The sequence below is a fragment of the Micromonospora tarensis genome (assembly GCF_016803395.1).
In the GTDB taxonomy this organism is placed as follows: domain Bacteria; phylum Actinomycetota; class Actinomycetes; order Mycobacteriales; family Micromonosporaceae; genus Micromonospora; species Micromonospora tarensis.
The window spans coordinates 1-12,767 of sequence record NZ_JAEVHL010000189.1; the positions used below are offsets into that span (position 1 = coordinate 1).

Annotated in this window: 10 protein-coding genes, 3 pseudogenes and 1 riboswitch; of the genes and pseudogenes, 6 read left to right on the plus strand and 7 right to left on the minus strand. The window is 73.6% G+C overall.

Translation table 11 applies throughout. The features are described from left to right. Window positions 1–449, minus strand: a pseudogene (locus JM949_RS26650) (S8 family serine peptidase); the annotation flags it as partial. Window positions 450–664: 215 nt separating this feature from the next. Here JM949_RS26650 and JM949_RS26655 point away from each other — a divergent pair. Both JM949_RS26655 and JM949_RS26660 read left to right on the plus strand, forming a co-directional pair. After that, a pseudogene (locus JM949_RS26655) lies at window positions 665–2,477 on the plus strand (glycerol-3-phosphate dehydrogenase/oxidase). An 88-nt stretch (window positions 2,478–2,565) separates the two neighbouring features. Further along, a complete protein-coding gene (locus JM949_RS26660; RefSeq protein ID WP_203151003.1) occupies window positions 2,566–3,102 on the plus strand; it encodes a hypothetical protein in 537 nt (178 codons plus the stop codon). Between the two features lie 10 nt (window positions 3,103–3,112). Here JM949_RS26660 and JM949_RS26665 read toward each other — a convergent pair whose 3' ends face one another. After that, window positions 3,113–4,513, minus strand: a complete 1,401-nt coding sequence (locus JM949_RS26665; protein WP_203151004.1) for an FAD-binding oxidoreductase — start codon at window positions 4,511–4,513, stop codon at window positions 3,113–3,115. Window positions 4,514–4,581: 68 nt separating this feature from the next. On the opposite strand from JM949_RS26665, the gene JM949_RS26670 reads away from it, so the two are divergent. Beyond that, complete coding sequence (locus tag JM949_RS26670; protein ID WP_203151005.1) at window positions 4,582–4,866, plus strand: DUF4031 domain-containing protein; 285 nt, start codon at window positions 4,582–4,584, stop codon at window positions 4,864–4,866. Here JM949_RS26670 and JM949_RS26675 read toward each other — a convergent pair. After that, window positions 4,838–5,494, minus strand: coding sequence for an HD domain-containing protein (locus JM949_RS26675; RefSeq protein ID WP_309232342.1), 657 nt, complete (start codon window positions 5,492–5,494; stop codon window positions 4,838–4,840). The two genes, JM949_RS26670 and JM949_RS26675, sit on opposite strands and share 29 nt — an antisense overlap. 82 nt (window positions 5,495–5,576) lie before the next feature. Here JM949_RS26675 and JM949_RS26680 point away from each other — a divergent pair, with 82 nt between their 5' ends. Further along, window positions 5,577–6,836 carry an FUSC family protein gene (locus JM949_RS26680; protein WP_203151010.1) on the plus strand — a complete coding sequence of 420 codons (1,260 nt, stop codon included), beginning with the start codon at window positions 5,577–5,579 and terminating at the stop codon, window positions 6,834–6,836. A 24-nt stretch (window positions 6,837–6,860) separates the two neighbouring features. Here JM949_RS26680 and JM949_RS26685 read toward each other — a convergent pair. After that, window positions 6,861–8,133 (minus strand): annotated as a pseudogene (locus tag JM949_RS26685) (aminotransferase class V-fold PLP-dependent enzyme). 46 nt (window positions 8,134–8,179) lie between these two features. Continuing rightward, window positions 8,180–8,300: riboswitch (SAM riboswitch) on the minus strand. A gap of 23 nt (window positions 8,301–8,323) precedes the next feature. Here JM949_RS26685 and JM949_RS26690 point away from each other — a divergent pair. After that, window positions 8,324–9,769 carry a PrsW family intramembrane metalloprotease gene (locus JM949_RS26690; protein ID WP_203151007.1) on the plus strand — a complete coding sequence of 482 codons (1,446 nt, stop codon included), beginning with the start codon at window positions 8,324–8,326 and terminating at the stop codon, window positions 9,767–9,769. On the opposite strand, the gene JM949_RS26695 is transcribed toward JM949_RS26690, so the two are convergent. Beyond that, window positions 9,759–9,926: a hypothetical protein gene (locus JM949_RS26695; protein ID WP_203151008.1), complete on the minus strand. Its 168-nt coding sequence runs from the start codon at window positions 9,924–9,926 to the stop codon at window positions 9,759–9,761. The two genes, JM949_RS26690 and JM949_RS26695, sit on opposite strands and share 11 nt — an antisense overlap. Before the next feature lie 93 nt (window positions 9,927–10,019). Continuing rightward, the gene (locus tag JM949_RS26700; RefSeq protein WP_030327790.1) at window positions 10,020–10,358 is read right to left on the minus strand and encodes a GroES family chaperonin; all 339 of its coding nucleotides are present in this window, start codon (window positions 10,356–10,358) and stop codon (window positions 10,020–10,022) included. A gap of 160 nt (window positions 10,359–10,518) precedes the next feature. Here JM949_RS26700 and JM949_RS26705 point away from each other — a divergent pair, with 160 nt between their 5' ends. Further along, window positions 10,519–11,829, plus strand: a complete 1,311-nt coding sequence (locus JM949_RS26705) for an AI-2E family transporter (RefSeq protein WP_238433938.1) — start codon at window positions 10,519–10,521, stop codon at window positions 11,827–11,829. A 167-nt stretch (window positions 11,830–11,996) separates the two neighbouring features. Here JM949_RS26705 and JM949_RS26710 read toward each other — a convergent pair. Next, the coding region (locus JM949_RS26710; RefSeq protein WP_238433939.1) for an ATP-dependent DNA helicase at window positions 11,997–12,767 on the minus strand (771 nt) is incomplete at its 5' end.

A 12,767-nucleotide genomic window follows, 5' to 3' on the forward strand; every position in this document is an offset into this window, starting at 1 on the left:
CCGTCGACCGGGCCGGCCGCTAGGGGGTACGCCCACCGGCGCGTCGACAGGCGTAGGACGAGCGCGCTGAGGAGCACCGCGGCGGCCAGCGCGGCGAGGTGCGCCTCGTGGTGCACCGGCGGCACGATCCGCAGCAGGGTGAGCACCCCGAGGGTGAGCGCGGCGGCCAGCCAGAGCCGCCCGGTGGCCCGGACCGTGGCCGACCGGGGCAGTGCGGCCAGTAGCAGGGCGGGCGTGCCCACCGCCACGACGGCGGCCAGGCCGAGCACCGGCCAGAGCCAGCCGAGCCGGTCCCGGCCGAAGCCGAGCAGCACCTGGTCGGTGAGCCAGCCACCGGTCTGGGTGGCCACGGTGACCGCCACCGTCCAGCAGCCGACCAGCACGGCCGTGACCACCGCCCAGGGGGAGCCGCGGTCGCCGACTCCGGGATGCGCAGGTTGACCTTGCATCCGAGAACCTTACGACCACGTCGAATGGTTTCGAATCGACCGTCGCGTCACGGAACACCGAAGAGCCGCGCAGATCTTGGACAGTTTCCGTCAGCGGCTGACGGAAACTGTCCAAGATCTCCGGCCGGTCGACGTGGAACCGAGCCGTGCGGGGCGGGCGGCGAATGTCGACCTGGTGACGCGGCGGTTACCGTGGACGGGTGCGCGACCCCAATATCTCCCGATCCGTCGCCGGTCAGCTCTCGCCGGTCCGCCGCGCCGCCGACCTGCGTCGACTGCGCGGCGAGCGCTTCGACGTGCTGGTCATCGGCGGTGGGGTGACCGGTGCCGGTGCCGCCCTGGACGCGGCGTCCCGGGGCCTGAAGGTGGCCCTGGTCGAGGCACGGGACCTCGCCTCGGGCACCTCCAGCCGGTCCAGCAAGCTCATCCACGGTGGCCTGCGCTACCTGGAGCAGTTGGAGTTCCACCTGGTCCACGAGGCGCTCACCGAACGCGGCCTGCTGGCCACCCGACTCGCGCCGCACCTGGTCCGCCCGGTGCCCATCCTGGTGCCGCTGCCGGCCGGGCGGGGCCTGCGGGACCTGCCGGCGCGGATCTTCCGCCGCTCGTACTACGGCGCCGGGGTGGCCGCCTACGACGCCTTCGCCGGGGTCTTCGGCGGTGGCCGGGGGATGCCGCTGCACCGTCACCTGACCCGGGAGGGCGCTCGGCGGATCTTCCCGAGCCTGCGGGCCGACGCGCTGGCCGGGGCGATCCGCTACTACGACGGGCAGGTCGACGACGCCCGGCTGGTGGTGACCCTGGCGCGCACCGCCGCCAGCCTCGGCGCCACCGTGGTGAGCAGTGCCCGCGCCGTCGGGCTGATCCGGCAGGCGCGTGAGGTGACCGGTGTGCGGGTCCGGGACCTGGAGGCGCCGGCGGGTTCGCCGGACGCGGAGTTCGAGGTGCACGCCCGTACCGTCATCGCCGCCACCGGGGTGTGGAGCGACGACATGTCCCGGATGCTCAACGACGTGGGTCTGCGGCCCGGCGTCCGGGTCCGCGCCTCCAAGGGGGTGCACCTGGTGGTGCCCCGCTCGGCGATCACCGGCGAGACCGGGCTCATCCTGCGCACGGCGAGTTCGGTGCTCTTCGTCATCCCGTGGGGCGGGCACTGGATCATCGGCACCACGGACACCGACTGGCGGCTGGACCGGTCCCACCCGGCCGCCTCGGCCCGCGACATCGACTACCTCCTGGAGCAGGTCAACGTCGTCCTGGACCGGCCGTTGACCACCGCCGACATCGAGGGCGTCTACGCCGGGCTGCGCCCGCTGCTGGCCGGCGAGGCCGACTCCACCTCGAAGCTCTCCCGCGAGCACGCGGTCTTCGAGCCGATGCTCGGGCTGCTGCTGGTCGCCGGCGGCAAGTACACGACGTACCGGGTGATGGCTTCCGACGTGGTCGACCGGGCGGTCCGTCGGCTGGGCGGCGCCCGCTCGTCGCGCACCGCCGACCTGCCGCTGCTCGGTGCCGACGGGTACCCGTCCATGTGGCGGGACCGAGCCGACCTGGCCCGCCGGCACGGGGTGCCGGTGGGTGTGGTGGAGCACCTGCTGGAGCGGTACGGCACCCTGACCCTGGACCTGCTGGCCCTGATCGACGCCGACCCGCTGCTGGCGTCTCCGCTGGCCGGCGCTCCGGAGTATCTGGCGGCGGAGGTCACCTACGCGGCGCAGGCCGAGGGTGCGCTGCACCTGGAGGACGTGCTGACCCGGCGGACCCGGATCTCGTTCGAGACCAGCCACCGGGGGCTGGAGTCGGCGGAGCACGCGGCCGAGTTGATGGGCGCGGTGCTCGGGTGGGACGCGACCACCCGGGCGCGCGAGGTCGAGCACTACCGGGCCCGGGTGGAGGCGGAGCGGCAGTCCCAGTTGATGCCGGACGACGCCGCCGCCGACGCGGCCGGCTCGGCGCCCGGACGTCCGGGGGTACGCCGCTGATCGGGGCGACGACGATCAGGCGGAGCTGCGGCCGTCCGCTCGGTGACGAATTGTAACGTTACCAATGGGTAACTATCGATACCGGCCCGGATGGTGGTTTCGGACGCTACCTACGCTGAGGTAGGTTTCCGCCCGTGCTACCCCGCGCGCGCCCTCGTCTCCTCGCACCCCTCCTTGCCCTCGCGCTCGTCGGCACCCTGACCGGGTGCTCGCTCTTCGAGCGCGACGCGCCGAACAAGCCGGTGGCGCAACCGTCCGCCGGCGTGGCAGGTGGCGCGTCGCAACTGGAGATCCCCACCACGGTCGCCGCCGGCCAGGTCAGCCTGATCCAGCGGCTCGGCGAGGACGGCCCGCTGCGGACCCTGAGCGTGGAGCGCGACGGCGCGTGGCAGTGCGTCGACTGCGCCGGTGACGGGGTCACCTCCCGGGGCACCCTCGCCGCGGAGCTGACCGAACGACTCCAGGTGCTGCTCGCCAACCCGGCGCTGGCCGACGAGACCGATCAGGCCCGGCGGTACCGGACCACCTGCATCGACGCGCTGACGTCCAGCCTGATCACCTCGACCGGGCTGATCACCTCCCAGGACTGCCCGGGTGAGGAACGCACGCCGGTCGCCGGGGAGATCCTGCTGCTGCTCACCCAGGCCACCCCGGCCGAGATCAAGGGCTGACCGCAGCCGCTCAGAGCACCTTCCCCGGGTTGAGCAGGCCAGCCGGGTCGAGCGCCGACTTGATCGCCTGATGCACCCGCACCCCGACCGGTCCGATCTCCCGGGCCAGCCAGTCCCGCTTGAGCAGCCCCACCCCGTGCTCGCCGGTGCAGGTGCCACCCAGGTCCAGGCCGAGCCGCATGATCTCGTCGAACGCCCGCCGGCCCCGCTCTACACTCACCGGATCGGCCCGGTCGACCACGATGTTCGGATGCATGTTGCCGTCCCCGGCATGCCCCACCACGCCGATCGGCACCGCGCACTCGGCCGCGATCCGGGCCACCCCGTCCAGCAGCGCGGCGAGCGAACCGCGCGGCACGGCCACGTCGTCGATCACCAGACCGCCGTTGCCGCCCGGATAGGCGTCGGCGGCGAACTTCTCCATCGCCGGATGAGCCAGCCGGCGAGCCTGCAGCAGCGCCGCCGCCTCCACCGCGTCGGTGGCCGCGTAGACCTCGTCGGCGCCCACGGTCTCGCACACCTGGGCCAGGGCGGCCAGATCGTCCGCCGCCCGGGTGCCGGTGTCCACGGCGGCCAGCAACAGCGCCTGCGCGTCGGTCCGCAGCCCCATCGGCTGGTACGCCTCGATCGCCCGCAGGTGGGTCTGGTCGAGCAGTTCCAGCAGGCTGGGGGTGAGGCCGCGGGCGGCGATCTCGGCCACCGCCGCGCCGGCCGTGGCGGTGGACGGGAAGACCGCCACCACTGTCAACGACTCGGCCGGGGCGGGCCGCAGCGCCACGGTCACCTCGGTGATCACCCCGAGGGTGCCCTCCGAGCCGACGAAGAGCCGGGTCAGGTCGTAGCCCGCCACCCCCTTGGCCGTCCGCCGCCCGGTGCGCAGCACCTCACCGGAGGCGAGCACCACCTCCAGGCCGAGCACGTACTCCGTGGTCACGCCGTACTTCACACAGCACATGCCACCGGCGTTGGTGGCCACGTTGCCGCCGATGGTGGACGACTCCCAGGAGCCGGGGTCCGGCGGGTACCAGAGCCCCTGCTTGGCCACCGCCCCGGCCAACGCCGCGTTGACCACCCCCGGCTGGACCACAGCGATCCGGCTCACCGGGTCGATCTCCCGGATCTCGTCCATCGCGACGGTGCTGAGGATCACCGCGCCGTCGACCGCGTTCGCCGCGCCGGCCAGCCCGGTCCGCGCGCCCTGCGGCACCACCGGTACGCCGTGCCGCGCCGCCGCCCGGACAACGGCGACCACCTGCTCGGTGCTGCGCGGTCGGGTCACCACCAGTGGGTTGCCGGCGGCGCACAGGTCGGCCTCGTCCCGCTGGTGCGTCCGCAGCAGGTCCGGGTCGGTGAGCACGGCGTCGTCGCCGAGCGCGGCGCGCAGGTCGTCGAGCAGAGTGGTGGGGGCCATGCAGCCGAGGCTAGGTCGCCGGTCGACAATCATCAACGCGATCAACTGCGCGGGATAGTTTGGGCGTCATGCTCTACCTGGACCGACCGGCCTGGCCGTGGCGCGGTCGCCTCTGGTCGCACCTGATCAGCGACGTCTCCTACGCCGAACTGCACGCCTTCGCCGAGACCCTCGGCGCGCCCCGGCGTGGCTTCGACCGGGACCACTACGACATCCCGGCGGACCGGTTCCCGGCGGCGGTGTGGCTCGGCGCCCGGGTGGTGCCGAGCCGGGAACTGGTCCGGTTGCTCCGTGCCGCCGGGCTGCGCCGCCCGAAACACCTGGTCAGGCAGGGTTCTCAGGCTCCCCGGTGAGCGCCGCCAGCTCACCGCGCACGTTGTCCCGGGCGGGTTGCTCCCAGCGGCTGGCCAGCGGCGGCAGCCGGTAGAGCGCGGGCAGCGCCAGCAGGCCGGTCAACACCGCGGCCCGCCCAGCCCGGAAGGCCGGCTCCGGCACGTGGGCGTACTCCCGACGGATCGCCGTCGCGTAACGCTGGTACGCCGCCGGCGGCGCGGCGAGCACGGCCAGGTCCGCATCGCAGAGCAGGGCGCCATCCCGGTCATCAGTGGCCACCGTGTGCCCGGCGGTGAGCAGCACCAGCCGGCGGACCTCGGCCACCGCGGGTGCTGGCACCCCGAGCCCGGTGAGCACGCTCTCGGCCAGTGCCGCGCTGTCCCGTTCGTTGGCGTCACCGCCGGCCCGGGGGTCGTAGACCGCGTCGTGGTACCAGGCCGCCAGCCGCACCAGGTCGGCGCGAGCGGCCAGGTCGGCGTGCCGGTCCAGCACGTCGAGCACCGCCGTCAGGTGGGTCAGCGTGTGGTAGTGCCGGTGCGGCTCCCGCCACCTGACGATCAGCTCCTCGCCGGCCCGGGTGGTAGCCGGATCCGGTCTCGCGCCGGCACCCCGGGCCGCCGCCCGCCACCGGTCCAACAGATCAGCCACCGCCCGAGTCTGCCGCATCCGTCCGCGACGCGCCGGAAGGGAGGATTCAGCGGGCGCACCACGGGTAGTCGCGCCCATGGCCGTGGCCCGGGACAAGCGACCTCCGTGGGTGCGACGTACCGCGCTGCGCGACGGGCTGGTCGACATAGACGGCGCGCGGATCGCCGAGGCCACCGAGGAGCTGCGCCACCGTGGTCGCGCCACCCTGCATGACCGGCTGCACCGGGTGCGGATGGCCGGCGGACTCGCGGTGCAGGCCGGGCTGGCCGCCGGCCTCGCGTACCTGATCTCGCACAAGGTGCTCGGCAACCCGCAACCGGTCTTCGCGCCGATCTCCGCGGTCGGCACCCTGGCCGCGTCGGTCGGCCAGCGGTTCCGCCGCACGGTGGAGCTGATCGTCGGGGTCGGCATCGGGGTGGCCATCGGCGACTTCCTGATCTACCTGCTCGGCACCGGGGCGTGGCAGCTCGGCCTGGTGGTCACTGTGGCGATCCTGCTCACCATCTTCGCCGGGGCGAGCGTGGCGATCGTCATCCAGGCGGCGGCCACAGCGGTGCTGATCGTCACGCTGAGCCCGTCCACCCAGAACCTGGAGATCCCCCGGTTCGTCGACGCGTTCCTCGGCGGCGGGATCGCGCTGCTGGTCACGGCGGTGCTGTTGCCGCTGAACCCGCTCCGCGTGCTCAACCGGGCGGCCCGCCCCGCGCTGGATCTGCTCGCCGCCCAGCTCGACGTCACCGCCGACGGGCTGCGCAACCGGGACCGGGCCAGCATCCAGCGGGCGCTGGATCGGCTGCGCAACAACAAGGAGGAGCTGGCCACCCTGTCCGAGGCGATCGAGGGCGCGAAGGAGACGGCCACCCTCTCCCCGGCCCGTTGGCACCGCCGTGGCGAGTTGACCCACTACGCGGAGGCGGCCGACCCGATCGACCGGGCGATGCGCAACACCGGCACCCTGATCCGCCGGTCCGTCACGCTGATCGAGGACGAGGAGCCGGTGCCCGATCCGATGCCGGACGCGATCGGTCACCTCGCCGAGTCGGTCCGGCTGCTCAAGCACGAGTTCGCCGTCGGCGAGGAGCCGGAGAAGGCCCGGGAGCGGTCACTGCGCGCGGTCAGCGAGGCCGGCCGGGCGTACGGCGCGGGGGTCGGCTTCTCGGGCAGCGTGGTGATCGCCCAGGTCCGCACCACCGCGAGCGACCTGCTGGTCGCCTCCGGCATCGATCAGGAGGAGGCGAACCGGTGGATCCGCACCGCCTTCGGCGAGCAGGAGCGGCCGGTCGGTGAACCCGCCGAGCCCGGCGAGGCGCCCAAGCCACCCACCGCCCCGCCGGTCGGCTGAGCGCGGCCCGGCACCGGCCGTGCCTCAGGCCAGCTCGGCCAACGCGGCGAGCAGCCGGTCCACCTGGGCGGCCGTGCTGCCCAGACCGAGGCTGGCGCGCAGCGCGGTCGGCGGCAGATCCCGCCGGCCGGTACGCCGCGCCGCCTCGCTGAGCAGCCGCCGGGCCAGCGGGTGCGCGCAGAACAACCCGTCCCGTACGCCGATGTGGTGCTCGGCGGCCAGCCGGGTGGCCACCTCGGTGGAATCCCGTCCGGCGACCACGAACGAGACGATGCCCACCCGGGGCGCGTCCGGGCCGAAGGTGCGCAGCTCCACCACGTGCGGCAGGGCGGCGATGCCGGTCCGCAGCCGGGTCAGCAGCGTCTGCTCGTGAGCGGCCAGCGCGGCCTGGTCGGCGGCACCGAGCGCCGCGCACACGGCCGCCAGCGCCACCGCGCCGAGCAGGTTCGGGGTGCCGCCCTCGTGCCGCGCCGGGCCGGTCGCCCAGGTCACATCGTGGGTGGCCGGCGACGTGGCTGGTGGCCCCGCCGCCGGCCAGGTACGGCGGGGCGTCGTCCAGCCAGTCCGCGCGACCGATGAGCACGCCCGCGCCGAACGGCGCGTACAGCTTGTGCCCGGACACGGCCAGGTAGTCGACGTCGAGCGTGCGCAGGTCGACGGGGGCGTGCGGGGCGAGTTGCGCGGCGTCGAGCACGATCCGGGCGTTGTGCCGGTGGGCCACCCGGGCCAACTCGGCGACCGGCCACCGCTCCCCGGTCACGTTGCTCGCGCCGGTCACCGCGACCAGCACCGGCAGCGCCGGGTTGCTGCCCCGGCGCAGCTCGGTGAGGGCCGCGGCGAGGTCGCGTACCGCCCCGGCGGGATCGGCGGGCACCGGCAGCCGCACCGAGCCGCGTGGCCAGGGCAGCAGGTTGGCGTGGTGCTCGGCGGCGAAGGTGACCACCGTGGTGCCGGCCGGTAGCGCCCGCCCCAGCAGGTTGAGCGCGTCAGTCGTGTTGCGGGTGAAGATCACGTGGTGGCCGGCGCCGGCCCCGAAGAAGTCGCCGATCGTCTGCCGCGCCTGCTCGTAGGCGAGGGTGCAGCGCCGGGACAACGCGCCCGCGCCGCGGTGCACGCTGGCGTACCAGGGCAGCAGTTCGGCCACCGCGTCGGCGGCGGCCCGCGCGCACGGCGCGCTGGCCGCGTAGTCCAGGTTGATCTCACCCGGTACGCCGAGGACGTCGAGCGGCCCCGACGAGGCCGGCGTGGGCGCGGCGTCGAGGTGGGTGGGCAGCGAGGGGACGAGGGTGACGGGCACGCCGGAACCTCCGGGGTCAGGGACCCCGGGTGCGGCATCGGGACGGGGTCCGCGCTTGCCCAGCACACCGATCGGGCTGGGCCCGGTCATCACCCGGGGCACCCCACCGCGAACTCGACGAGGGTTGCCGGCCAGCAAGCCGGGGCTTGACGCTGGCGCTCGTGACCTGCCGGCAGCATAGCGGCTGCCGATGCGGCCGGACCAGCCGGCAGCGGATGGCTACGCTGACCGCATGGCCGACACCCCACCCGGTTCACCGCTGCCGTCGTCGCCCGCGCCCACCGGCCCGCCGGTCGGACCGGCGCCCCGGATGCCGCTGCGCCGACTGGGCTGGCGGCGGTTCCTGGTGCTGGCCGGGGTGGTGCTGCTCATCGCCGCGTGCGCGGTGTTCATGGTCTTCACGCTCGGTCAGTCGCTCGGTGCGCAGGCGCTGCTGATCGGGGTGGTCGCCGCCATCCTGCCGGTCCCGGTGCTGGTCGCCTGCTTCCTCTGGCTGGACCGGTACGAACCGGAGCCGCTGAAATATCTGATCTTCTGCTTCGCCTGGGGCGCGTTCGTCTCCACCGCCGCCTCGCTCACCGTGAACGACTTCGCCGCCAGCCGCTTCGCCGACTGGGGCCTGCCGTCGGCGCTCACCGGGGTGCTGGTGGCGCCGTTCATCGAGGAGCTGACCAAGGCGCTGGGCCCGATCCTGCTGCTGGTGTTCCGCCGCCGGGAGTGGTCCGGCATCACCGACGGTCTGGTCTACTGCGGGCTCGCCGCGGTCGGCTTCGCGATGGTGGAGAACATCCTCTACCTGGGCGGGTTGGGTTACGCGTCCGGCGTCGACAGGTACGGTCCGGCGACCGGCATCCAGCAGGTCATCGCGATCTTCATCCTGCGGATCCTGCTGTTCGGGTTCGCCCATCCGCTCTTCACCTCGATGACCGGTGTGGGGCTGGGTATCGCCTCCCGGACCGCCGACCGGCGGGTCCGGGTGCTCGCCCCGATCGCCGGCCTGTTGCTGGCGATGATGCTGCACGGCACGTGGAACCTGCTGCCCACGCTGACCCAGGCCACCGGCGAGGCGGTGATCATGCTGTACGGCTTCCTGGGCCTGATGGTGCCGGTCTTCTTCGGCACCGTGGGCCTGGCGGTGTGGCTGCGCGCCTGGGAGGGCCGGCTCACCGAGCGGACCCTGCCCGACTATGTCCGCGCCGGCTGGCTCAGCCCGCCCGAGGTGGCCGCGTTGAGCAGCCTCGGCAGGCGGCACGCCGCCCGTAGTTGGGCGCGGCGGGTGGCCGGCGACGCCGGGGTGCGGGCGATGCGGGGTTACCAGTCCGCCGCCACCCGGTTGGCCCTGCTGCGCGACGGGACGGTGCGCGGTCTGGACCGTAAGCCCGCCGACCAGGAACGGACCGCACGCGAGGAGCGGGAGCTGCTGGACGCGATCAGCGCGTACCGGTCGTTCTTCGTGGGTCGGGACCCGCAGGCGCCGGTGGGGGTCTGGGACGGCACCCGCTACCACCTGCGCTTCCCGGACGGCACCCAGCGCACCGTCGACGCACCGGACGAGCCGGTGGTGCCGATCCCGGTGGTGCTCGCCCCCGCCGCGGCTCCGCCCGGGTATCCTCCGCCCGGCTGGCTCAGGTCATGAGCGAGGTGAGGAAGTCACCGAGGCCCTGGAACATCGCGATCAGCCCGGCCCCGATCGCCCGGAACATCTGCGCGGCCCCGTCCGGCCGGAAGGCCATAAAGTAGATCAGGAACGCGACACTGCCCCAGGCCAAGAGCTTCTTCACGAATACCGGCATCGTCCCTCCCCAGGGCCACGGTCGCCGGCTGGCTTCCCGTCGTGCGGCCGGGCAAACGGTGCCCGACCGGCCCAGGTGGCCGGGGGAGGAGCGTCAGAGGTACAGCCCGGTCGAGTCGTTCTCGATCCGCTCGGCGGCGACGGCGTGCACGTCCCGCTCCCGCAGCAGCACGTAACCGCGGCCGTGCAGCTCGACCTCGGAGCGGTCGTCGGGGTCGAAGAGCACCCGGTCCCCGGAGACGATGGCACGGACGTTCGGCCCCACCCCGACCGCGGTTGCCCAGGCGAGGCGCTTACCGACGGCGGCGGTCGCCGGGATGACGATGCCCGCGGTGGAGCGGCGTTCGCCCTCGCTGCCCTCCATCCGCACCAGCACCCGGTCGTGCAGCAGGCGGATCGGCAGGCCGGCGTCGAGATCGTTGTCGGCGGTCACGTCGCAGACGCTACCGTGTGGCCCACGGCGGCCCGTCGGTGGTTACGCCGAAGATGGTCGGGGCAATGTGTGGCGGAACTGCCCTACGGTGTCGGGAACGGACGTATGCTGTCCGACCTGTCGCCGTCGGCGGGCCGGTCTCTTCTGCCAGGAGGTGCGCTTGAGCCGTTTCGAGCGGGTACGCGGGCGGCTTCGCCGCGCCTACCAGTCACGACAGGCGTCGGCGCGCGCCGATGAGGGCACGTCGGCGGTCGAGGCGAGCGACGTGCCTTCGACTGCCGAAGTGGCGTCGCCCACGGTGCTCGGCCCGAGTGCCCCGCCGAGCGCCACGGTCTACGGTGCCGAACCCCCGATGGACCTGCACAGCTCCACCTCCAGCCGGGACGACGCCGACGTCCCGCACGGGCTTCGGATCGCCGCCGCGTGGTGTTGGCGACTGATCGTGATCGGCGTGGTGGCCTGGGCTCTGCTGCGGATCGTCGGCACCATCAAGATCGTCATCATTCCGCTGGCCATCGCGCTGCTGCTCTCCGCGCTGCTCGCGCCGGCGGTGGGCTGGCTGCTGCGGGCCCGGTTCCCCCGGTCGCTGGCGACGGCGGTGGTGCTGGTCGGCGGCCTGGCCGCGGTGATCGGCACGCTGACGCTGGTGGTCAACGAGTTCATCCGTGGCGTACCGGAGCTGAGCGCGAAGTCCTCGGAGGGGGTCCGGCAGATCCAGAACTGGCTCAAGACGGGCCCGCTGCACCTCTCCGACACCCAGCTCGACCGCTACATCGACGAGGCGCAGAACTGGATCGACGGCAACACCTCAAGGTTCACCAGCGGCGCGCTGAACACCGCCGCGACCCTTGCCGAGGTGCTGACCGGCACGCTGCTGGTGCTCTTCGCGACGTTCTTCTTCCTGCGCGACGGCAATCGGATCTGGCGTTTCCTGGTGCGCCTGCTGCCGGTGGCCGCCCGGTGGAAGGTCGACGACGCGGGCCGCGCCTCCTGGCACACGCTCGGCGCCTACGTCCGCGCGACAGTGCTTGTCGCCTTCATCGACGCGGTCGGCATCGGCATCTTCCTGGTCGCTTTCGACATCCCGTTCGCCTTCCCGCTGGCCGCGCTGGTCTTCCTGGGCGCGTTCATCCCGATCGTCGGTGCGGCGCTCTCCGGCGGCGTGGCGGTGCTGGTGGCACTCGTCGACAGCGGCCCGGTCACCGCGTTGATCATCCTTGGCGTGGTGATCGGCGTGCAGCAGGTGGAGGGGCACATCCTGCAACCGCTGATCATGGGACGGGCGGTCGCCCTGCACCCGCTCGCCGTGATCATCGGCATCGCCGCCGGTGTGGTACTCGCCGGGATCACCGGCGCGCTGGTCTCGGTGCCGCTGATCGCGGTGCTGAACACCGCGATCCGCCGGCTCGCCGCCCGAACGGTCCCGGACACCCCTGCCGACGCCGTGGTGGTCGCCGCCCAGGCCCCCTAGCCCCGCGCAGGTCCGCCGCCGCGTGCCCCGCACGCCCGGCCAGCCCGGCCGCTTGATCACGCACGATCCAGGAAAGAGTGGCCTCCACGCTGCGGGAGGCCACTCTTTCTTTGTCGTAGCGCGATCTTGGGCCTGCCCGGGCGGCAACGGATGCGGCGCGGCGCGGGTCAGGAGTCGGCCAGGCGTTTCAGGGCGCCGCGGGCCACCTCCGGGCGGGTCGTGTACCAGAACGGCGGCAGCGAGCGGCGCAGGAACGGCCCGTAACCCCGGGCCGTCTCCAGCCGGGAGTCGAGCACCGCGACCACGCCCTTGTCGCCGGTAGCCCGGATCAACCGACCCACGCCCTGCGCCAACCGGACCGCCGCGATCGGCACGCTGACCGCCGCGAAGCCGGAGCCGCCGCCCGCGTCCACGGCCGCCGCGCGGGCAGCCGCCAGCGGCTCGTCCGGGCGGGGAAAGGGCAGCCGGTCGATGACGACGAGCTGGCAGGCGTCACCCGGCACATCCACCCCCTGCCAGAGCGACATCACCCCGAACAGGCAGCTGGCCCGCTCCTCGCGGAAACGACGGACCAGCAGCGGCAGCGCCTCCTCGCCCTGGAGCAACACCGGCAGGTCGGTCCGCGCCCGCAGCAACTCCGCCGCCTGCTGCGCGGCCCGCCGGGAGGAGAAGAGCCCGAGACTACGACCACCGAGCGCCTCGACCAGCCCGAGCAGCTCCTCTCCGGCAGCCTCGGGCAGCCCGGAGACGCTGGGGCGGGGCAGGTGCGCGGCGACGTACAGGATGCCCTGCCGGGCGTAGTCGAACGGCGAACCGACGTCGAGTGACCGCCACCCGGGGCCCTCGGTGGCCGGTACGACGGCGTTCGGGGCGACGTCGCCAGCGAGGCGACGGCCCGGCGTCTCGGCGGCCGGCCGGCCCGGGCCGGTCGGCGGGCG

Coding starts and splice junctions, on each gene's coding strand:
- JM949_RS26695 (WP_203151008.1), bottom strand. CDS start 9,926: ATGCCGGTATTCGTGAAGAAGCTCTTGGCCTGGGGCAGTGTCGCGTTC.
- JM949_RS26690 (WP_203151007.1), top strand. CDS start 8,324: ATGCGGCCGGACCAGCCGGCAGCGGATGGCTACGCTGACCGCATGGCC.
- JM949_RS26665 (WP_203151004.1), bottom strand. CDS start 4,513: ATGGCCCCCACCACTCTGCTCGACGACCTGCGCGCCGCGCTCGGCGAC.
- JM949_RS26670 (WP_203151005.1), top strand. CDS start 4,582: ATGCTCTACCTGGACCGACCGGCCTGGCCGTGGCGCGGTCGCCTCTGG.